Raw genomic sequence first — 22,895 nt, forward strand, 5'->3', positions numbered from 1 at the left:
CGCAGGTATTGTATCATCCATGCATTATTTTTCCTGTTTTTCTGTCAAGAGTTGCCATCGATGTCGAAACGCCAAATTCTAATCACCAGTGCTTTACCTTATGCCAATGGCCCCATCCATTTAGGCCACTTGCTTGAATACATCCAAACGGATATCTGGTCACGTTTTCAAAAATCTCGTGGCCATGAGTGTTACTACGTCTGTGCTGACGATGCGCATGGCACCCCGATCATGCTGAAGGCCCAGCAACAAGGGATATCTCCCGAGCAGATGATTGCACAAACCAGCATTGAGCATCAGGCTGATTTTAGTGATTTTGCCATTCTATTCGATCACTACCACTCAACGCACAGTGATGAAAACCGTGAGCTAGCCAGTTTAATTTATCAACGACTGGATGCTGCCGGTCATATTAAGCGCAAGACCATTAGCCAGTTGTTCGACCCGGAAAAGCAGATGTTTTTACCGGATCGTTTTATCAAAGGCGACTGCCCGAAATGTGGTGCCGAAGATCAAAACGGCGATAGCTGCGATGTCTGTGGCGCCACTTACACCCCTACGGATGTAAAAAACCCACGCTCTGTAATTTCTGGTGCAACACCAGTACTGAAAGATAGCGAACACTACTTCTTCGATTTACCCGCTTTTGAGGACATGCTGAAAGCCTGGACTCGCAGCGGCTCTTTGCAAGAGGAAATGGCCAATAAACTGCAAGAATGGTTTACCGATGGCCTGCATATGTGGGATATCAGCCGTGATGCGCCTTATTTTGGCTTTGAGATCCCAGGCACCACCGATAAGTTTTTCTATGTCTGGTTGGATGCGCCTATAGGCTACTTAGCAAGCTTCAAGGCTTTGTGCCAAATGCAAGATATCGATTTTGAACGCTACTGGGCGCCGGACTCTACCGCTGAGGTCTACCACTTCATTGGTAAAGACATCATCTATTTCCATAGCCTATTCTGGCCTGCCATGCTGGAAGGGGCTGGCTTTCGTAAACCCAATGCGGTTTACGCGCATGGCTTTGTCACCGTGAATGGTGCCAAGATGTCTAAATCGAAAGGGACCTTTATTAAGGCCCGTACCTACCTTGAGCATTTGCACCCGGAGTATTTGCGTTATTATTTCGCGACGAAACTAACTCCAGCCATTACTGATATGGATCTAAACCTGGATGACTTTGTGCAAAAGGTGAATGCCGATCTGGTTGGCAAGGTAGTTAATATTGCCAGTCGTTGTGCTGGCTTTATCACCAAGCGTTTCGACAGCACACTTTCGGCAACAGTCACAGAAACAGCGTTGCTGGCTGAGTTCACTGCCGCCGGCGAAAGCATCGCCAGCCATTATGAAAAGCGCGATTATGCTCGTGCTGTTCGGGACATTATGGCATTGGCCGATAAGGCCAATCAGTACATCGATGCCAAAGCGCCCTGGGTGCTGGTCAAAGATGAGCAGAAACAGCAAGAAGCACATGATGTCTGCTCCATGGGGCTGAACTTGTTTCGTGTGCTGATGCATTATTTAAGCCCTATCCTGCCGATGATGACTCATGATGCTCAGAACTTTTTACAAGATGAATTTGGCTGGCAGAATTATCAGCAACCGCTCACCAATCATCGCATCGAGCCATTCAAAGCACTGATGCAACGGGTTGACCCAGCCAAAGTTTCTGCCATGCTTGAAGCATCAAAAGAAAACTTACTGCCACAGCAGCAGAACAATGAAACACTCACCGCGAAAGCAGCACCAACCGCGGAAGCTTCGGTAGCCAAAGAACGCGAAGCCATAGCGGATACCATCAGTATTGATGACTTTGCTAAAATCGACTTGCGGGTTGCTCGTATAGTGCATGCCGAGCCAGTTGAAAAAGCCGACAAACTGATCCGGCTGGAACTTGATATTGGCGCGGGTGAAACGCGCCAGGTATTTGCTGGTATTAAAGCAGCTTATGAGCCTGCCGATCTGATTGGCCGCTACACCGTGATGGTAGCTAATCTGGCACCGCGAAAAATGCGTTTTGGTTTATCCGAAGGCATGGTACTCGCCGCAGGGCCTGGTGGCAGTGAGTTGTTTATTCTATCACCGGATAGTGGTGCAACTGCTGGTATGCGCGTCAAGTAGCCAACACGGGTCCAAACAGGGAGTAAGTATGTCGCAATCAGGTTCGTATAAAGCATTTTCGTCGTTGTACTTTTCAACCTTTTTGATGGTGCTTGGCGCGGGTCTGCTGACAACCTATCTGGGCTTGCTACTCTCGAAAGAAAGTGCCGATCCCTTGTGGATCGGCGCGCTGATGTCAGCTTATTACCTCGGCTTGGTGCTGGGCTCCAAAGTTGGCCACCGCCTGATCGCCCGCGTTGGCCATATCAGGGCTTTTGTTGCCAGTGCTGGCGTGGTCACCGCATCAGCGCTTTGCCATGGTCTGGTGCCTGATTTGACCTTCTGGCTATTGCTACGGTTTCTGGTCGGCATGGGCATGATGACCCAGTACATGGTGCTGGAAAGTTGGTTGAATGAGCAGGCAGATAATCATCAACGTGGCACCGTGTTCGCTTTTTACATGATCGTGTCGTATTTTGGTCTCATTGCCGGTCAAATGGTCGTTAGTTCATTCCCTGATTTGGGCCCTGAGCCATTACTGCTGGTTGCTATTGGCTTTGCACTCTCCATCGTCCCTATTGGCATTACCCGTCGTATTCACCCCGCGCCCTTGCACTCTGCACCCTTGCAAATTATGACGTTCTGGCGGCGGATCCCACAGTCGTTAAGCACCATTACGGTGGCTGGCATTATTGTTGGGGCTTTTTATGGTATGGCCCCCGCCTTTGCGAGCCAACAAGGCATTCCCACCGAGCAAATCGCGATCTTTATGTCCATCACCATCATCGCAGGCTTGCTGGCACAATGGCCTATGGGTAAATTATCTGATCGTATCCCCAGAAGTCGTTTACTACGCACCAATAGTGCCTTACTCACCATCGTCGTGCTTTGCATTGCCTTATTTCCTCTGTCCGGCATGGCTCTAATGATCGCTACCTTCTGCTTCGGCTTTCTGGCTTTTTCGCTGTATCCCATCGCAGCTGCGTTAGCCAATCAGCACGCGGAGCAGCACGAGCGCGTATCCTTATCAGCCGTCATTTTGCTGACCTTTGGTATCGGTGCTTGCTTTGGTCCCATCTTAGCATCGGCCCTGATGCAGTGGGTCGGTAACTTTATGCTGTATGGTTTTATGGCAGTCTGTAGCTTTTTATTGTTCCTTCGGCTGCAACGCGTTAACTACTCACAGAAACAAGCAGCCCGTATAGTGGCTTCGCAGCAAGCAGAAGACTACGTGATTGCATCAAGCGATGTCTTCTCCTCACCGCTTCGCGCCGCTCTGGACCCACGGGTTGATGAGGACATGGTGCAAGAGCACATGCTGGATGATCCAGAAATTGCGGAAGATACCAATGCGCATTCTACAGCGGGTAGCAGTGAAGATGACCCTATAGTACAAAAGCAACACGACGATGCAGAGCCACCAGCAGATGCATCATTATCCGATGCAGAAACAACAGAAAGCCATACTGACTCAGTAAGCGCTACCGCAGAAGCTAAAAACGAAGTAGGTCTGGAAGAGCAAGATGAAGACGACACCATTGTCAGCCGGTTAGCTAAGCGTCAGGCTAAGCAAAACAACCCAGATAAGTGAGCATCATTAGCTGGGTTGTATAGCCAGAAAAGCTGGTACGGTTAAAAGTGATGATTAATCGCTTTGTTCCATAAGTTCTGGTTTTTGGCGTAGGTAAAGTATTCCGTCGGGTGCCAACACTTAGGGATTAACGCCATATTCTGCCGCTCTTCTAAGTTAGAGACTAACTTCTCCAGAATTTCTTTGAGTCGCTCAGGCTTAATTCGCTCCAACTTCTTACGCGCTTGCGGAAAAAACAAATTATTCTCTACCCGCACAGTGCATCCCATCACCGAGATTTGATAGGTAAGATTTCTCGTCACCATCCGACAAATGGGTACATTGGGATGAGGCGGATACAGGGATGTGACAATCGCGTATTCGTAGCGGTCCAGATCTTGTTTGTCCGAGTCTTTCGGAATATAGGTAATGCCATAACCTTGTGGAAAGATACCGGTAATTCGCATTAAACCATCGGCAGCGGTTTTACTGCACATGCCCTTTTCGACAGCTTTATCGAGCACCAGGCCAACTTTCGGGATGCTCTCATAACTGTAATTGTGCTTGGTCGATAGCACTACAGAAGTATAGATCTGAGGGATCTTTAACAGATTGCCAATCCCCTGCTCTGGCTTGATCGAGTTTTTCAGCAAGGTAACAATAAAACCCAGTTTTTCTTGTTCGTTGCGATCAAACCAGGCACGCTGATCTTTGCTGTTACCAATGTACTTGTCCTTACCAATGGCTTGTGTGATGTATTTCAGGCTTTCTTTATAGTTAATTTGCAGCATAGCGACCCGCTCTGGGTTATCCAGCACACGGAACTCATCCTGATCGCCATCGGGGCCAAGTAAAATCTGCTGTGCTTCAGGGTGGTACTGACCAATATCCTGTACCAGCGCTGCCATTAACAACGGGATTTGGACATCATCCCGAAACGGTTGATAAATACGACCGCCAGTGATTTCGATGTCGTACTCTGTTTTATCCTGATAGCGTTTTAACACATAGCTGTTGCTGATTTGTTCATCCAGCAACAATCGATCCAATAAGCGAAGTGCCAATACGGCTTTATACAAATGCTTGCTTTTTTGGTTGCTAACGACGACTAATTTCCCTTCAGTAGGTGACATCAATTGAATCGTCCCCAATAACTTGGCAGTCATCACATGCGTGTCATCCGCATCCTCGCCTTCTGATAGTTGCAAAACGCTATAGCACAGCTCTTTGAGCTGCTCTAACCGTTGCAAGCGCAGTTGATCCAGCGATGCACTGACTTGTCGCAAAGACTTTTCTGCTTTATCTAATTGCTGCTCTATTTTTGCTTTCTCAGAGGCAGGAGTTTGACCTAAACGCTGATTAAATAAATACACTTCTTGCTCTGCAGCCGTTTGTTGCTGAGCAAGCTTATCTGCATCCAGAAAATACTGAGTCGCTTGTTCATACAATGAGTCCTGAACATCAGTGCGATCATGTATTTTATTAATGAGTGTTTGTACAGCTTTACTGTAATTAGACTTGGCAATTGTCCCCAAGCTCATAAATATCAATTCCTTAGCACATAAAGGCAGACGTTAAAAGCAACTAACGAAAGCTAGTATAGCAGCAAGTTACTCTGGATCAGACATGGTTAAAATAACTTTCCCAATCGTCGCATTGCTCGCAAGCAACTGGTGAGCTTGCTCAACATGATGCCAGTTAAACTCAGCATATAGTTCCGGCTTGAGTTCATTGCACTCAAAAGCAGCACCAAAGTCGGCCAGTAAGTCCCGAACTAAATCTGACTTATAGTGATCTGTGCGGTTGCGTAATGTTGAGCAGAGTAATTGACCGCGCTTACGGAACAGTGTTGCCATGTCCAGGGTACTTTGACGGCCTCCCATCAACGCATAGATCACAATTTTCCCATCCAACGCCAATGCATCCACATTTCGCGCGATATAATCACCAGCGACTGGATCTAGTATCAAATCGACTCCATCAGGCCAAAAAGCCTTGAGCCCGGCAACAAAATCTTGTTTGGTATAATCTATAGTCAGTTCGGCGCCCAATGCCTGACAACGGGCTAACTTCTGTGGGCTGCTGGCGGTGACCGCGACTCTGGCGCCGCTACGACAAGCCAATTGAATCGCTGCGGTCCCGACACCGCTAGCACCAGCATGCAGTAGCACTCGTTGACCTTGTTGCAACTGCCCCAGACGAAACAACAACTGATAAGCGGTTAAGAAAACCTCCGGCATGGCTGCCGCCTGCACCATAGTCCAGTGCTTTGGTACTGGCATTAAGTGTTCGGCATGGGCTCTGGCAAAAGTTGCGTACCCTCCACCCAGCACTAAAGCCATCACCTGACAACCTAACCAATGCTTTAAGTGAGCATCAGCGACAGCAACCACACGACCACTGACTTCTAGCCCAAGAATTTCACTCTCACCTTTTGGGGCAGGATACAAACCTTGGCGTTGCATTAAATCAGCGCGATTAACACCCGCGGCAGTGACGCTAATCAATACCTGACCAGATTGTAAAACAGGCAATGGACACTCAATCAGTGCCAGCTGGCTCTGTTTACCTGCGGCAACAACATGCATGGCTTGCATCTGCTCTGGTAAGCTGTCAATACAAAGGTGGTTAGTCTGCTGCATGCGTATCATCCAACCTGCTCTCTATCTATGTATCCACTGTACCCTATAATTTATATTTTTTCGATAAAATCAATAAGTTAAATTCAATGAAAATTTAGGGTCAACTTATTTAATCAAAACACAAGTCAATATACTGCTTTCTTTTTAGACTATTTTTATCTTAAAACTCAGTAAAAAATAAAATTAGCGACTAAAAAAAATCAAAATGTCGTGTTTTCAAATCAGTGACAAACGAGCATTAGTAAGCACTACAGAGGATAAGCTGGGGATAACTTAGGGATAAGCTGGGGATGATTGAATGGATAGTCCTCTCAACTTGTGTGGAACCATGTAGGAAAAACGGTCTCAAACTAACTACACTTGAAGACAGTTTCTCCTTGGTTATTGTTTTCGATAGCGCACGGCTCATTCCCTATGAGCCATTCCCCTGAGCCCAGAACAATTCGGATTGGTTCTGGGCCTTTTTTTGCTTTTATTTTTTGCTTTAATTATTTATTTTTTCGCTCTATACCAGCAAAAAGCCGATAGAAATTATCAGTAGTCTGACGCGCTAACTCGTCAATTGCAACCCCTTTAACTTCGGCAACGGCTGCAGCGACAGCAGTCACATAGGCAGGTTGATTGGTCTTGCCACGATGAGGAACCGGCGCCAAGTAAGGCGAATCAGTTTCAATAAGCAATGCATCTAACGGCAGTTTTTTCACCACATCGCGAAGTGCACCAGCATTACGAAAGGTCATAATACCTGAAATAGAAATATAAAAACCTAGATCCAAAGCTGCTTTTGCCATGTCCCAGCTTTCAGTAAAACAATGCAATACACCGCCGGCTTGTTCTGCACGATGTGCTTTCATCAAGGCAATGGTATCGGCCCGTGCATCCCGGGTGTGAATAATTACAGGTTTACGAACCGTTGCAGCTACGTCTAAGTGCTCTACAAAAGCGGCTTGCTGTGCCTGTTTTGTTTCTGCAGCATAAAAGTAATCCAGCCCGGTCTCTCCTACGGCCACTACTTTGGAAGTTTGGCAATGTTGCAGCAGTAGCTCGGTATCCACCGTATCGGTTTGATGCAGCGGATGCTCGCCACAAGAGATGGAAACATTCTGATAAGGCGCCACCAAAGCAGCCATCTGCTCAAATTCAGCTAAGCTGACTGATACGCAAAGCAAATGTTCAACGCCAGCAGCAGTTGCGGCATCAATAACATCCGGCAACTGAGCATTTAATTTATCCCATTCAAGGCGATCAAGATGACAGTGTGAATCTACAAACACGGGGATTCCTGTTAGTGAGGATTTAAAGGGTATAAGTGATCTCATGGCTGGCTTGTAAACCAGCGACCAACTTTGCGATTTGCTCGCTCAAGTGCTTTTTATCGTCAATAAAAGCAACACCAACGCCAGCCGGGCAGGCATTTTGGGCACCATGAGGCGTGATCCAGGCAACTTTACCTGTTACTAAAATGGCTTCCAAAGCATCTGGCAAGGTTACGTTAAGTGCCAGTGACTGGCCCATTTTATAAGTTCGGGCCGTGCGGACAAACAAACCGCCCTGCTTTAAAAAAGGCATGTAGCAGCGATACAGTTCTTTGACATCCATAAAATCTAACGGGATTTCTTCCATACCTCACCTCGATCTACGCACTTAAGCGCTTTAACTCCAGCAATAAAGCTGTCAATGCCAGGTTTTTATTTTGCCCTAAAATCTGCGTCTCGTCACGGCACCAACGTTGAAAGTACTGCAGCAACTGCCAGTGAGCTTGCTGAGGTAAGGATATCAGCTCTGGCAGTCGTTGACGAATAAACCAGCTAAGTACCACCGAAAGTACGGCGCTTTTTTCCAATGCTTTGACCACTGTGTGCAGATCCAGTTGGTTTTGCACATACTGCTCCAACTGCTGTAACAACTGTTTTGCTTCCTCAGCTTGTTCAGACTGCAGCCAATGCAATGCTTGCAACGGCGCACTGGCCGCCATCGGCTGCATAAAGTCTGGCAATGGTTGCTGGCTTTGTTGCTGTAACCATGTTGTGGCCTCAGCAACATCGTTGACACCAATAGCCCAACGTTGACAACGGCTTGTAATGGTAGGCAATAACATGGCAGGTTGGTCGCTGGTTAACAGCAAAAAACAGGTCGATGGAGGCTCTTCTAAGGTTTTCAATAAGGCATTCGCCGCAGCCTCACTCATTCGTTCGGCTTGAGGTAATAGCGCGATACGAACTCCTCCCTGCTGGGCACTGCCCTGAAAAAAAGCCGTTAGCTGTCGTATCCTATCGACTCCAATTCGCCCTTCTGCTTCCGCTTGATGCCAATAATCGGCATGGTGATCGGCTAAGCGCAAACGACACGACTTACACTCGCCACAAGGGTTCTGCTGCTGTGGCTCACGACACAACAATAGTGCTGCCAATGCTTCAGCAAGCTGAACCTTGCCTACCCCCGAGCTACCGGTTAGCAAAATAGCATGAGGAAGCTCTGCTTGCAGAGCTAACGCAGCGAGTTGCTGATAGCTGTTGTCAAGCCAGGGAAGCATGCTGCGCGGTCCAAAAATCTGTCAGAGCCTGAATCAAGTCCTGCTGAACTTTGCTCAGGTCTTGAGCCGCATCAATGACCACAATACCAGGCTCGGAAGCAGCGATGGTTAAATAGGCCTGACGGGTACGCTGGAAAAAAGCCAGCTGCTCCAGCTCGATTCGGTCCAGCTCGCCACGAGCTTTGGCACGCTCTAACCCCAACGCCGGATCGATATCAAGATACAAGGTTAAATCTGGCCGACAATCGCCAAGCACCGCATGACGGATGCTGTTAATCAACCCTTCATCCAGTTGGCGACCGCCCCCCTGATAGGCGCGGGATGACAGGTCATGCCTATCTGCCAATACCCATTTGCCCTCGGCCAAAGCAGGCTCAATCACCTGCTGCAATAATTGCACCCGAGCAGCATACATCAACAATAACTCAGCTTCAGGAGCGAGCGTCTCTTCATGCACTTGCTTGACCAACTGACGAATGTGCTCAGCTAAGGGAGTGCCACCAGGTTCCCGGGTACACACCACTTGCAGTTGCTGTTGCTCCAACCATGCTTTAATGCATGCAACCGCCGTGCTTTTGCCTGCCCCTTCTAATCCCTCTACTACAATAAAGCGGCCTTTACTGCTCATTTGTTTGTCCTGAATTGTTTTGTTCCGAATTATCTTGCTCAGATCGGCCTTGTCCTAAAATGTAACGTCGCACCGCAGCATTGTGCTCTTGCAATGTTTCAGAGAAAACATGACTACCATCACCCTTACTCACAAAGTAATACATGCTGCTATCGACTGGCCGGGCTGCTGCCTGCAACGAGCTTCGACTCACCGCTGAAATCGGCCCGGGCGGCAAGCCATGATGCCGGTAAGTATTGTAAGGATGTGGGTTTTGTAAGTCGGCCCGGGTAATGCGACCAGAAAAACTTTCTAAGCCATAAATAACGGTCGGATCGGTTTGCAAACGCATATTGTCCCGTAGCCGATTCATAAACACCGAGCTAATCAGCGGTTTTTCCGGCTCATAGCCACTTTCTTTCTCAATAATAGACGCCATGATCAGTAGCTCATAAGGAGATTGCAGCGGAATGTCAAAATGGCGCTGCTCCCAACTCGCAGACAAGTGTTGAAGCAAACTTTGATGAGCACGCTGCAGTAACTGACTGGCTGAACTACCTACCGTGTAGTTGTACGTTTCAGGGAAAAATAAACCTTCTGCCTGACTGGGTGCTTCGCCCCATGCTTCAGGCCAACTTAGCAGCGTCAGTAGTTGTTCTGAAGCGTCGATATCAAACTGTAAGTGCTCTGCTTGCTCCAAACGTTCGAGCGTTTGTTGCAATGTTTCCCCCTCACGAATAGTAAAAGGAAACTGAGCCACTTCGCCGCGAACAAACTGCTCGATCAAAGCAATTAAGGATGCATCACCAGTGACCTTGTAAGTACCCGCTTTCACCGCAGCAAGTTCTGGCTCTAACCACAATTGAAGGCGAAATAACTGACAGTCTTGCTGTTGTACATAACCATCCCGTTGCAACCGGCGGCATAAGCCAGTTGCCGAGGCTCCGGCAGGAACCGTAAACAATGGTGTGGTTAATTGCAACGGGGTAGTCGCCAACTGTTGCATTTGTTGATACACCAGCACCGCAGCTAAAAAAAATAAGGCCAAGGCCAACACGATTAAACGCCTTAACATAACAACTCCTGTTGTAACTGCTGTACTGCCGAAATATCAAAGATGCGCTGCTGCAACTGCCGCACCGGCACCACACCACAGAGCGCATTGCATAGAAACATCGCATCCACCTGCTCTAACTCAGACAGGGTCCAATTAACTTCAGAAACAGCCAACTGTGCCATTAGGTGAGCTCGCATAACACCCGCGACGCCCGCTCGCTGCAACTGCGGAGTGAACCACTGTTGTTGACGATAAAAAAATACATTCGCCGCCGTTGCCTCGGTGATATACCCCAATTGATCAAGCACCAGCAAATCATCCCACTCAGTAGCTGCCAGCTCTTGCTTTAATAAAACCTGCTCCAATCGGTTATTGTGCTTCAAGCCCGCTAACGCAGGCTGGCATGCCAACTGAAGTGTTGCAACATCGAGCCGGATGCCTTGCTGTTGCCATAACTGATAATCGGGCAAGGCTGCCGTACTGATGTAAATATCCGGACCATCGACACCTACGGGGCTGTAGCCACGACCAGCATGGCCGCGCGAAATCACGACCTTGATCACTTGGCTTTCGGCGGTCACGGCTTGCTGTACAAGGATTGCCAGCTGCTGCCAATCGGGCGCCTTGATGCCAAGCCGCTCAACACCTTGCTGCAGTCTGCTTTGGTGCAATGCCCACAGCTCAGGTCGCCCGTCAGTGACCTTAATGGTGCTAAAAAGGCCATCACCAAATTGAAAACTGCGATCACCAACCGAAGGGGTTGTTACCTGCACAGAGACCACCCTTTGCCATTATCATGATAGGTTCTGGCAAGAGTATGCCCTATCTCAATTATGAATACCAACCAGAACCATCAACGTCAACAAAGCCACTGCCCGGTTGCCGAATCATTCAGCAACTCTGCGTTTTAATAGGTTAATTTGGTTCAAACTAGCCCGAAGTGCCGCCGGTTTGATGGGTTTGGCTAGAAATAACAAACCAAGCCGTTGCGCCTGACTGGCTAAATCAGCCTGTGGCGATGCGGAGACCAAAATCCCCGGCACCTGTTGCCAATACACTTGCAGCTGCTGGTATAAGTCGAGTCCATTGCTATTCTGGCCCAGTTGATAGTCAATCAACAACACATCCGGCGGGCTGTTTTCAGCAGCAAAACGCAATAAGCTTTGCTCATCATAAAATCCGCTTACTTGCTGGATCTGCCATTGCTGCAGTAAGACTTTCAAAGCTTCCAGGTTGGTCACGTCGTCATCAACACAGATCACGCGTAAATCGGCTAAACCAGAGCGTGGCTTGCTCACCCGCTCTTCAATCAGCGGTTTTGGCTTCGCCAATGCAAGCGGTAAGCTTAACTGAAAAACAGTACCATGACCTTGTCGAGAGCGCACATTGACCCGATGCCCGAGCACGCGTGCCATCCGATGTACAACGGCCAAGCCAAGCCCTACCCCTTGCTGCCCTTTGGCTGTGGCATCAATGCGGTAGAAATCATCAAAGATACGCAGCAAATCTGGTTCAGCTATACCCGGCCCGGTATCCCACACCTGAATATCCAACCAATCATCGCGGCGGCGACATCCCAATAAGACTTTTCCACTCGGCGTGTACTTGATGGCATTGGATAACAGGTTTTGCAAGATACGGCGCAGGTAGGTGGCATCAGACAGCACCTGAACATCACGACTTCGTACCGTTAACTGCAACCCTTTTTGCTCAGCCAGTACCCGATACTCATCAGCCAGATTACCCAATAATTCATCTAGCGGTACCGCCTCAATAGAAGGCTCTAACTTGCCATCATCCAGCTTGGCGATCTCCAGTAAGGTAGAGATCAATTCTTCGGTCGCTTTCAGTGAGCTATCCAGTTGCTGCACAATATGTTTTTGCTGATAATCATGTTTTTGTTGATAATCATCTTTGTGCTGGGGGTCATGCTGTTGCTGATGGTTTTCATGCCAGGCAGCTCCCTCTGGTATAGCTTCATGTCGCGCTGACAGTGCAGCCGTAAATAAACGCGCAGCATTCAATGGTTGCAAAATGTCATGACTGGCAAGTGCTAAAAACCGCGTTTTAGATGCATTGGCTGCTTCAGCTTCCGCTTTTGCTTGTAACAACTGCTGCTCCGTCAATTTACGTCGCTCCACTTCATCCAGCAATTCCTGGTTCATTTCGCTGATGGTTTGGGTACGTTCTTTTACTCTTTGCTCCAGATGCTGTTTCGCTTCAGCCAACGCCTGCACGGCTTTTACATGCTCAGTGATATCGGCAAAGCTGGTGACAAACCCTCCACCAGGTATCGGATTACCACGCATTTCAATCACCCGACCATCGGGTCGAACCCGCTGAAAGACATGCTGAGTGCCATTTTGCATATGCTGTATTCGCTTGGCCACATGATCTTCGGCATTCCCCTTGCCACACAAACCACGCTCTGCATTCAAACGGACAATATCGGCAATGGGCCGTCCGACTCTTACCATTCCTTCGGGGTAGTCAAACATCTCTAAATACGATTTATTCCAGGCCACCAGATTTAAATCACGATCAACCACACTGACCCCCTGACTTAAGTGCTCCAGTGTAGAAAACAAAATTTTTCGAGAGAATTGAATGGCCTGAGTCGTGTCATCAAACAAGGTCACCACATCTTCGAAACCCAGTTGCTTGCCTTCAAGCACAGCATTAACCATGGTCGAAGCCGATGATGCACCAATCACTCCAGACAGCTCACGCTCTACATGCTCAACCAAACGAGTTGTTGGTTGCTCATCTGGGTCAAGCTCCATCTCCTGACGTCTGGCATACTCTTGCAAACACTCATTAGCACGTTGCGAGCCGACAAAGCGCTCCAACAAGGTACGTAAATCAGAATTACGAATCCGGATCCGGCGGGCAGGAGTATCCTGATGATCAACAGGCAAGTTCGGTTTGACAAAGGCCACTGCTTGTAAACGGTCCTTCAACGGCGCACGCCTTAGAACAGAAACCAACAGATAAGCGGCAATGTTAAAACCAAGCGAAAAGATAACGCCGTGACTCAGACTATCTAATTGCACTCCAAACAGCTGCTCGGGACGCAGCCAGCTTAAACCAAACAAACCGGTGGCCATAATATCGGTATTGATCACCCCGGCGCTGACCAACTGAGGCAACATTAAAGTGAAGAACCACAGGCTAAAACCAAGTAACAAACCAGCATAAACGCCATATGCATTACCATGTCGCCAGTACAAGCCCCCCACCACAGCAGGAGCAAGCTGTATGGTTAAAGCAAAGGCCAATAAACCGGTTTCTGCCAAATCATAATTGCGGGCAAACACCACGTAATACAGCCAGGATAATGCCATCACCACCACGATCATGCTGCGACGAACCAACAGCAGCAACAAACTATAGTCATGCTGCATGCCTTGCTTCTTACTGCGTCGTAACAAGCCCGGCAAGATCACATCGTTGCTGATCATGGTACTCAGTGCCAGTGTCGCAATAATGATCATCGAGGTAGCGGCAGAAAAGCCACCAATAAAGACCAGGATACTCAAGGTATCCCAGCCTGAGGCAGAAGGGATCAGCAATACAAAGCTATCTGCATCGACCAAGCGGCCAGGAAACATCATCATACCGGCCACAGCAATAGGCACGACCACCAGAGTCACCATCACCATGTAGCCAGAGAACCAGCGCCTGGCATGCCGAAGGTGCTGACTCGACACATTTTCAACAAAGGCCACGTGAAATTGGCGAGGTAACAAAAATACAGCAGCCGTTGCCAAAACCGTTTTGGTGATAAAGCCTATCCAACCACTGCTGCTGGTTTGCTGCTGCTGCATCGAAGCATGCTCAATAAATCGTTGCAAAGCTGATTGTTCGATATCCAATATAAACACATACACAGCTCCGGCCAGCATCAACAAGGCAAAGAGTTTGACCACAGATTCAAAGGCTATCGCCACCATCACTCCCCGGTTCTGCTCGGTCAGGTGCACTTTTCGGGTGCCAAACAAAATAGCAAAAAACGCCATAGCAATCGCGCTTAACAAAGCACTATCCTGGAACCAGCTCACATTGCCAACACTAAAGTCCTCACCCAGCAGCACCTGATACGAGCTAGCCACCGCTTTTAATTGCAATGAGATATAAGGCACCACCACCACCAAGCAGATCAGTGCCACCAACAGAGCAATGTTGCGTCGTTTGCCATAACGGGAGGAAATAAAATCAGCGATCGAGGTCACATTGTGTTTTTTAGTGACATGCAGCAATTTAAACAGGAAAGGTTGAGCGAATAGAAACAGCAGCAATGGGCCTAAATAAATGGGAATGTAATCCCAGCCTTGCGTGACTGCGGTGCCTACAGCACCGTAATAGGTCCAGGATGTGCAATATACAGCCAAAGCCAGACTATAAATTAAGCCACCATACTTTCGTATCAGACGATCGTCGGCATGACGCTCCCCCCAGTTGGCGATCCAAAATAAGCCTCCGACATAGGCTAACGCCAATAATGCTACCGTCCAAGCTGCCACTGCATGCTCTCCCCATTATTTTTCTTTTCATACTCTTGGCTGAACACCATCGAAAGTCAACCAATAGCTCGCTCTAAACCCTTTGGCTTCGACTAAAGTCGGGCTTTCGCAATTCCCAGCCGCTGCTAGATTAAGACTGACCAAAAGTGAACAAAAATACAACAATGGGAGCACAACCATGGTAGAGCATAAAAAAAGTGCTGCTGCGTACTGGCAAGCAAATCTCCGGCTGATCATCATCAGCCTGGCGATTTGGGCGTTGGTATCGTACGGCTTCGGTATTTTATTCCGCCCGTTACTGAGCGGAATCGCAATTGGTGGCACTGATCTGGGTTTTTGGTTCGCCCAGCAAGGTTCCATCTTAACCTTTATCGCCTTGATCTTTTTCTACGCCTGGAGAATGAACAAGCTCGATAAAGAATACGGTCTGGACGAGGAATAATGCTATGAGTCAGTTTGCCATTAACTTAATCTTCGTCGGCGCATCCTTTGCGCTTTATATCGGTATTGCTATCTGGGCGCGCGCTGGTTCCACCAAGGAGTTTTATGTTGCCGGTGGTGGTGTCAACCCAGTCATGAACGGCATGGCAACCGCTGCAGACTGGATGTCTGCCGCATCGTTTATCTCTATGGCTGGCCTTATTGCCGCCGGCGGTTACGCTAACTCAAGCTTTTTAATGGGTTGGACCGGTGGTTATGTACTGCTTGCGATGTTGCTTGCTCCCTACCTGCGGAAGTTTGGTAAGTTTACCGTACCTGACTTTATCGGTGACCGTTTTTACAGCACCGGAGCGCGCTTAGTCGCTGTCGCCTGTTTGATCATTGCTTCCGTAACCTATGTTATCGGTCAGATGACCGGCGCTGGTGTCGCCTTTTCTCGCTTCCTGGAAGTAGAAAACGATACTGGTCTCATGATTGCCGCTGTGGTGGTATTTATGTACGCCGTTATGGGCGGCATGAAAGGTATTACTTACACTCAGGTCGCACAGTACGTGGTGCTGATTATTGCTTATACCATTCCTGCTGTCTTTATTTCTATGCAGTTGACCGGTAACCCAATTCCACCACTAGGTTTATTCTCGACCCATACCGAATCTGGCCTGCCTTTGTTGCAGAAACTGGATGAAGTTGTCCGTGATTTAGGTTTCCAGGACTACACCGCTGACGTCGATAACAAACTCAACATGGTGCTGTTTACTTTATCCCTGATGATTGGTACCGCTGGTTTACCGCACGTCATTATTCGCTTTTTCACTGTACCTAAGGTTGCAGATGCTCGTTGGTCTGCTGGCTGGGCACTGGTGTTTATCGCGTTGTTGTATTTAACTGCACCAGCAGTTGCTTCCATGGCCCGTTTAAATCTGATGACCACTATTTATCCAGATGGCCCAACCGCTGAAGCCATTCATTACAGTGAGCGCCCTGATTGGATGCGTACCTGGGAAAACACTGGTCTTATCCGCTTTGACGATAAAAATGGCGACGGTCGTATTCAGATGTACAACGACAATCTGTCCGATCCAAAGGGTCAAGAGTTTGCAGCGACGGCCGCTGAACGTGGCTGGGCTGGTAATGAGTTGACTGTAAATAATGATATTTTGGTACTGGCCAACCCGGAAATTGCCAATCTACCCGGTTGGGTCATCGGCTTAATTGCAGCTGGCGGCTTAGCAGCAGCGTTATCCACCGCTGCCGGTTTGTTATTAGCGATATCCTCTGCCATTAGTCATGACTTAATCAAAGGCTCCATTAATCCAAATATCAGTGATAAAGGCGAGTTGATGGCGGCCAGGATCTCTATGGGGGTCGCCATAGTGGTTGCTACCTGGCTCGGGTTAAATCCGCCTGGCTTTGCCGCCCAGACGGTAGCACTCGCGTTCGGTATCGCTGCAGCGTCGATTTTCCCAGCGCTGATGATGGGGATTTTCTCCAAACGCATCAACAGCAAAGGAGCTATCGCAGGTATGCTGGCTGGTTTAATCAGTACTGTGGTTTACATCTTCCTGTATCTGGGCTGGTTGTTCATTCCTGGCACCAATACCTTTGAGAATATCCCACAGAACTGGCTACTGGGCTCTTTCGGCTACGGTATTTCGCCGCTGTCGTTCGGTGCAGTGGGTGCCATGATCAACTTTGGTGTTGCCTTCTTAGTCTCTGGCCTGACTGAAGAACCACCACAGGAAATTCAAGACCTGGTCGAAAGTGTTCGTTTCCCGCGCGGTGCCGGTGAAGCGACTGGCCACTAACTCCATGCACGTTGTTGTGCTAGAGTAGTAACGTCCAAACACGGGCTTTCCGGCAGGAAAGCCCTTTTTTATTCGAGAGGTACACATGTTCTGGGAATTTATCGCTACTATTTCCGCTGGTATGGGCGCGGCAGGCATCGCCCTGACTTTGCGTTTTTTGAGCGGCAAAAGGCTTGCCACCTGGTGGGTTCCCGTTGCTGCTGGTGTTGGTATGCTGAGCTTTCAGATCTACACCGAATACACCTGGTTTGATCATCAGCAAACCTTACTTCCTGCTGGAGTCGAGGTGGTACGTACCGCTGAACAAACCGCGTTTTGGCGGCCCTGGAGTTATGTCTTCCCGCAAACGCTACGCTTTATTGCCGCTGATCTCAACAATGCCAGCCACAATGAACACAACCCAGATTTAATCCGTTTGGATTTATACCTGTTCGAACGTCGTATGGCAGCCAGAAAAGTGACCACAGTCATCCACTGTAGCCAGCAGGCCCGCGCTGATTATCATGAGCAACTTAAGCTTCCTGCTGCTGGTGAATCTGTCTCCAGCGACTGGTACCGGTTAGAGCAAAACGATCCACTGCTGCGGGTATGCCGTTAAACCACAGCACATCATGGATGGTTTTATTCTTTGATACCTGAGTATCCATGTTATGGCTGCGACTAAAGTCGTCTGGTTTCTCTGCCATCGCTTTGCTATGGTTGCTTGTATGTTGGCTCAGGCATAACAGCAATGGAAGTCACCGAAGTTACGTCATTTTTAGCACAAACTACCCCCTTTGATCAGTTGGATGCAGATCAACGGCAGGCATTGGCACGTCAGATGTCGGTGTACTATTTTCGTGCCGGTGAAGAAGTAAACACAGCTAGCCAACGGCTGATGATTGTCCGCACTGGAGTCTTCTCCCTTTACAGTGATCAGCAGCAACTACTCACCAAGTTACAAACTGGTGATTTTTATGGCTATCAACAACTACTGACGGAGCTGCATGATAAAGATACTCTGTTGTGTGAAGAAGATGGCCTGGTCTATTGGTTGCCTGCAGAAGGCTTTGATCATTTTCGCTATCAATTCAAAAACATCGATTTATTTTTTCAACGTTTATTTAGTCGCCGCCTGCATCAATACAAGGCGCAATCTACCGATCGGTTTACCCTAAAAATTAGCGACGTCGCCAAAGCGCGTAAAGTCAGTATTCCGCCAGATGCAACCGTTCAAGAAGCGGCCAGTATGATGTCAAAACAGCGGGTATCGTCTTTATTGGTCGAGCACGATAATAAGCTGGTGGGTATTATCACCGACCGCGATTTACGCAGCCGTGTGGTTGCTGAAGCCTTACCTGCTAATACCCTCGTCACTGAAGTGATGACAGAACGTCCCGAAACCATCGACTTGCATGCCTATCTGTTTGAAGCCGTCCAGTTGATGAGTCAGCACAATATTCACCATTTGCCCGTGCTCAGGGATGAGCATATTTTTGGCATGATCACCGCGACAGATGTGATCCGTGCCCAACAAGATCATCCGGTGTATTTGATTGGTGAGATCCACCGGCAACATACCGAAGAAGGTATTTTGCAGTGCGCCAGTCAAATAGAGCATTTAAGTCGTAGCCTGAGCTCGCAGCAAGTGCCCGCGCACGAGGCCAGCCACGTACTGACAACCGTGACGGATGCTCTGACGCAAAGTTGGATCAAACTGGCCATTGCTGAACTCGGGCCGCCGCCTTGTGTGTTCAGCTGGCTCGGGTTTGGTTCGCAGGCACGGATGGAGCAAGGTTTAAATGCCGATCAAGACAATGCTTTACTATTGGAAAAAGAGCCGGAGGGCGCCGTTGGCCAGTATTTTGAGCAACTCGCCAAAATCGTCTGTGATGGCTTAAACCAATGTGGCATTGTGTACTGCCCGGGTAATATTATGGCCAGTAACCCTGAGTTACGGCTAAGTCTCAAAGGCTGGTCGAAACAATTCGGCCGTTGGATCCAAACCCCAACCCCGGACGCCTTGCTAAAGTCGAGTATTTTCTTTGATTTGCGGCCTATTTATGGCAGCAAAAGTCTGTTTAATGCGTTAAAGCAAGATATTCTGGCTCGCACCGTTGATCGAGCCGTGTTTTTGTACCATCTTTCGCACAATGCATTAAAAGGCTCGCCACCGCTTGGTTTCTTCAAAACCTTTACCCTGGAGCGCGATGGCAAACAAAAGAAAGGGCTCGATTTGAAAAAGCGCGGCCTGATCCTGATCACCGATATCGCACGTATTTACAGCCTGAGCAAAGGGATCCCAGCCATCAATACACGGCAACGATTGATCCAATTGGCGCAGCATAAAGTGATGGATCCAAAAGACAGCCAGAACTTACTCGATGCATTTGATGTATTGGCCCAGCTACGCTGGGATAAACATCAGCATGATATTTCACAAGGCCATGAAGCGTCTAATTTGCTCGACCCAGCTGTCTTATCTGGTCTGCAACGGCATCAGTTAAAGGATGTGTTTGAGGTGATTAATCAGGCCCAAAGTCACTTGAAGTATCGCTTCTGTCGGGAGCTTTAGTTTGGAGGTATTATCATGTTTGGTTGGTTCAAAAATCCCCCAATGCCAATGAATGACATTGTCCGTCAATACGAAGCTATTTCCCCTCCGTCACCGAAAACCAAGTTGCGGGATGTGAATTTTTTGGCGCTTGATTTAGAGCTAACTGGCCTTGATGCCAAGCAAGACCATATCGTCAGTGCGGGCTGGGTTCCAATACGGCAGCAAGAAATCATTCTGGGTGAAAGTGCCCACTATCTGGTGAAATCTCCGATCGGCGTCGGCCAAAGTGCCGTGTTCCATGGCGTACATGACCATCAGTTATTGCAAGGCATGGAGTTATGCGAATTGTTGCAGTTGCTGCTTGAGAGTTACCCCGGCTATATTCTGGTTGCCCATCATGCAGTGATGGATTTAGCTTTTTTAACCATGGCCTGCCAACGTTGCTTCGGCCGTAGCCCTAAGTTTAACGCTATTGATACCATGCGTGTAGAGTGGCAGCGGCTTCAGCGCAAAGGTACGGTGCTGACACAAAATGCCTTGCGGCTGCCAAACTGTCTGGAGCGGCATCATTTACCAGAAGCACCACAACACCATGCGCTGGCCGATGCCTTTGCCTGCGCACAGCTGCTGATCAGCCAAATTCGACAGTACAGCAATGCAGAGATGACTTTAGCAGAGCTTCAAGCGCTATCGCGTTAGTGATCGTATACTCATCTATGTCTAACTTGGCTAGAAGTAATAGCTAACTTCAACCCCAAGCTGTCGGGCCTCACCTCGCAATTGAGTTATGGCACCAAGTGCGGCAATCGAATCGAACTTTAGCTCAGTATATTCTTGATTAAACAAGTTTTTACCCCAAAAAGCCAGCTCAAGTTCAGGTGTTAGTTGCCAACCGACCCGCCCATGCCAAAGACTGTAACCTGTCTGGCGGGTATAATGGTCTTCGTATTGATCAAAGTAAACTGAGGATTGGTAATCGACACCAAGCTGCCACAATAAAGCACCGTGATTCAGTGCCTGCTGGTACTGAATGGCTGCACCTAGCGTCCATTCAGGCGTAAAAGGTAAACGGGTATCGGCAACAAATAGCTCACCTTCACGATACTCCCCTAACTTAGCCGTTGGGATATACCCCAGCGCTAACTGCAGTTCCAACTGCTGACTGGCCTGATAGCGCCATTCAGATTCAACACCAAAGATTTGCCCGTCACCAGCATTTTTCAATACATGATAAGGAGCAACCCCACTGCTAAAGTTGACGAAGGTTTGTTGATCGCGGTAATCGTAATAAAAAGCAGCCAGATTCCAGCGCATACGATTATTTTCTGAGCGCCAACGACTGCCAACTTCCCAGGCATCCAGGTATTCAGGCCCGTAAGCTGAGTTGGCGGCTTCTTCTGCACTACTGGCAAAGCCGCCATTGTAACCGCCACTTTTGTACCCTCTGGAATAACTGTAATACAGCATATGCCGGGGATTTAAACGCTGGTTAAGAGCGAGTTTCCCGGTCCACTCGATATCCGATACTTTACCGGAAAGATCCCACAGCTGTGGAATAAAAAATGCGACCGTATCCAAATCACTTTGCGCCTGATAGCGCGTACTCTCATCCGTGATCCGCAGCCCTGCAGTCAGGGTAAAACGCTGACTAAGCGGCTGCTCCAGCTGGGCATAAGCCGCCGTTGAGGTATTCTTGAGGGTATTGTGATAAATAAATTGGGCCGGAACATCTGATAACTCAGGTACCGCCCTAAAATCGCGAAATAAATCGAGGCGATTGTTTTGCTCAAGCTCTTCTTGCAGGTAAAAAAGCCCAGCGGTCCAAAAGCGCGAGCCTTGATCCCAATAGAACGTCAATTCCTGACTGAAAAAATCACTGTTCGAGCCAAGCTGGCCTTCAATAAACTGTCCGGGACCATCCGCATCCCATAAATGCATTCGATTGAACGTTTTATAAGCGCTAACCGACTTCAGACTGAACTCTGGACTAAAGTCACGGCTGAGGTGGATACTGGCCCCCCAACTATCGGTACGATTACGTTTCTCTGCCATGTTCGCCGATGTGGTCCAGAAATCATCGCTATCCACACGCATGCCAAAGCCATCGACGCATTCTTTGGTGCCCACTAAAGCAAGCGGACATAAGGTTCCTGTGGCCAGATCACTGAAAATACCTGCACTGTACACTGGTTTTGGTACACCCTGCCAATGCTCGGATGACAAGCGCAATAATAGATCCCAATCTTGCCATTGTGTGGTAAGCAGCACACGGAAGCTGGCTTGCTCCATACCCGCAGTAGGTGCATCAGGAAACACATTATTCATGCTGTAGTGGTAATCCTGCCAGTTAAAGGCAAAGCGGACGGCAGTATCGTCATTAATTGGGGTGTTCAGCGCGCCTTGTGCCCGATAATGTTGCTGTTCAGCCGCACTGGCCCTTATATAGCCACCAAATTCATCTTCAGGCATGGCTGACATCAGTAAAATAGCGCCGCCAGTGGTATTACGGCCAAACAAAGTGCCCTGAGGCCCACGTAAAATCTCGACCCGAGCCAAATCAAACAGCTGAGCCCCCAGAAAGCTGGCACCACCACTGACAATATCATCGCTGTATATCGCAATCGGAGAGACCGTCGATGTATTGTAATCAAACATGCCAACACCGCGCATAGTAAAAGCTGGTGTGGTGCCTTCTGCGGCAGCTTGGCTTGCAGTAAAGTTTGGTGATAACGCAGCCAGCTCTACACTGTCTTTGATCTGCCGTTGCTTTAAGTACTCGCCATCGATTAGTGTCACAGCAACGGACACATCAAAAATATCTTGTAAACGGCGTTGAGCATGCACCTCTATGACTTCAACAGCATCTTGCTCCGCTGAAGAGCTATCCATTTGTGCTTCAGCAGACCATGTGCTGAGTCCGAGCGCTAAACTACAAAATGAAACAGGGAATACGCTTTTATAGAGCATGTTTTTATAATACATAGTGCCTATCCTGAGCTGGCCCTGAAGCGGTAAAAACAGCGAAGCCAAAGTACTTAAGTCGATGGTGAAATAGTATAGGATCGTATCAGGCTCTACAAA

Annotated in this window: 17 protein-coding genes; 7 read left to right on the forward strand and 10 right to left on the reverse strand. The window is 48.5% G+C overall.

Annotated elements, in window-relative coordinates; translation table 11 throughout:
• Positions 1–60: 60 nt before the first annotated feature.
• Entirely contained in the window at positions 61–2,121 is a 2,061-nt protein-coding gene (gene metG / locus Q3O60_RS13580; RefSeq protein ID WP_305894480.1) for a methionine--tRNA ligase, read from the forward strand.
• Between the two features lie 28 nt (positions 2,122–2,149).
• Positions 2,150–3,691, forward strand: coding sequence for an MFS transporter (locus Q3O60_RS13585; RefSeq protein WP_305894481.1), 1,542 nt, complete (start codon positions 2,150–2,152; stop codon positions 3,689–3,691).
• Between the two features lie 41 nt (positions 3,692–3,732).
• Here Q3O60_RS13585 and Q3O60_RS13590 read toward each other — a convergent pair whose 3' ends face one another.
• From Q3O60_RS13590 to Q3O60_RS13630, 9 genes are all read right to left on the reverse strand, one after another.
• Positions 3,733–5,211, reverse strand: coding sequence for a hypothetical protein (locus tag Q3O60_RS13590; protein ID WP_305894482.1), 1,479 nt, complete (start codon positions 5,209–5,211; stop codon positions 3,733–3,735).
• A gap of 69 nt (positions 5,212–5,280) precedes the next feature.
• Positions 5,281–6,312: an NAD(P)H-quinone oxidoreductase gene (locus tag Q3O60_RS13595; protein ID WP_305894483.1), complete on the reverse strand. Its 1,032-nt coding sequence runs from the start codon at positions 6,310–6,312 to the stop codon at positions 5,281–5,283.
• Between the two features lie 488 nt (positions 6,313–6,800).
• Positions 6,801–7,586: a TatD family hydrolase gene (locus Q3O60_RS13600; protein ID WP_305894484.1), complete on the reverse strand. Its 786-nt coding sequence runs from the start codon at positions 7,584–7,586 to the stop codon at positions 6,801–6,803.
• Positions 7,587–7,608: 22 nt separating this feature from the next.
• Positions 7,609–7,935, reverse strand: coding sequence for a PilZ domain-containing protein (locus tag Q3O60_RS13605; RefSeq protein WP_305894485.1), 327 nt, complete (start codon positions 7,933–7,935; stop codon positions 7,609–7,611).
• Between the two features lie 13 nt (positions 7,936–7,948).
• Positions 7,949–8,845 (reverse strand): DNA polymerase III subunit delta', encoded by an 897-nt coding sequence (gene holB, locus Q3O60_RS13610; RefSeq protein ID WP_305894486.1) that lies wholly within the window; start codon positions 8,843–8,845, stop codon positions 7,949–7,951.
• Positions 8,829–9,473 (reverse strand): dTMP kinase, encoded by a 645-nt coding sequence (gene tmk / locus Q3O60_RS13615; protein ID WP_305894487.1) that lies wholly within the window; start codon positions 9,471–9,473, stop codon positions 8,829–8,831. Before tmk ends, holB begins: the two co-directional genes overlap by 17 nt.
• Positions 9,463–10,527 (reverse strand): endolytic transglycosylase MltG, encoded by a 1,065-nt coding sequence (gene mltG, locus Q3O60_RS13620; protein ID WP_305894488.1) that lies wholly within the window; start codon positions 10,525–10,527, stop codon positions 9,463–9,465. Before mltG ends, tmk begins: the two co-directional genes overlap by 11 nt.
• Complete coding sequence (gene pabC / locus Q3O60_RS13625) at positions 10,521–11,282, reverse strand: aminodeoxychorismate lyase (protein WP_305894489.1); 762 nt, start codon at positions 11,280–11,282, stop codon at positions 10,521–10,523. Before pabC ends, mltG begins: the two co-directional genes overlap by 7 nt.
• Before the next feature lie 114 nt (positions 11,283–11,396).
• A complete protein-coding gene (locus tag Q3O60_RS13630; RefSeq protein WP_305894490.1) occupies positions 11,397–15,032 on the reverse strand; it encodes a PAS domain-containing hybrid sensor histidine kinase/response regulator in 3,636 nt (1,211 codons plus the stop codon).
• Positions 15,033–15,210: 178 nt separating this feature from the next.
• Between Q3O60_RS13630 and Q3O60_RS13635 the strand changes: the two genes are divergently transcribed.
• From Q3O60_RS13635 to Q3O60_RS13655, 5 genes are all read left to right on the forward strand, one after another.
• Positions 15,211–15,474: a DUF4212 domain-containing protein gene (locus Q3O60_RS13635; protein WP_305894491.1), complete on the forward strand. Its 264-nt coding sequence runs from the start codon at positions 15,211–15,213 to the stop codon at positions 15,472–15,474.
• 4 nt (positions 15,475–15,478) lie between these two features.
• Entirely contained in the window at positions 15,479–17,278 is a 1,800-nt protein-coding gene (locus Q3O60_RS13640) for a sodium:solute symporter family protein (protein WP_305894492.1), read from the forward strand.
• An 85-nt stretch (positions 17,279–17,363) separates the two neighbouring features.
• Positions 17,364–17,876 carry a hypothetical protein gene (locus Q3O60_RS13645; protein ID WP_305894493.1) on the forward strand — a complete coding sequence of 171 codons (513 nt, stop codon included), beginning with the start codon at positions 17,364–17,366 and terminating at the stop codon, positions 17,874–17,876.
• 132 nt (positions 17,877–18,008) lie between these two features.
• The gene (locus Q3O60_RS13650) at positions 18,009–19,832 is read left to right on the forward strand and encodes a DUF294 nucleotidyltransferase-like domain-containing protein (protein ID WP_305894494.1); all 1,824 of its coding nucleotides are present in this window, start codon (positions 18,009–18,011) and stop codon (positions 19,830–19,832) included.
• 15 nt (positions 19,833–19,847) lie between these two features.
• A complete protein-coding gene (locus tag Q3O60_RS13655; RefSeq protein ID WP_305894495.1) occupies positions 19,848–20,513 on the forward strand; it encodes an exonuclease domain-containing protein in 666 nt (221 codons plus the stop codon).
• 30 nt (positions 20,514–20,543) lie between these two features.
• Here Q3O60_RS13655 and Q3O60_RS13660 read toward each other — a convergent pair whose 3' ends face one another.
• Entirely contained in the window at positions 20,544–22,796 is a 2,253-nt protein-coding gene (locus Q3O60_RS13660) for a TonB-dependent receptor (protein WP_305894496.1), read from the reverse strand.
• Positions 22,797–22,895: the final 99 nt, after the last annotated feature.

It is taken from the genome of Alkalimonas collagenimarina, assembly GCF_030717845.1.
In the GTDB taxonomy this organism is placed as follows: domain Bacteria; phylum Pseudomonadota; class Gammaproteobacteria; order Enterobacterales; family Alteromonadaceae; genus Alkalimonas; species Alkalimonas collagenimarina.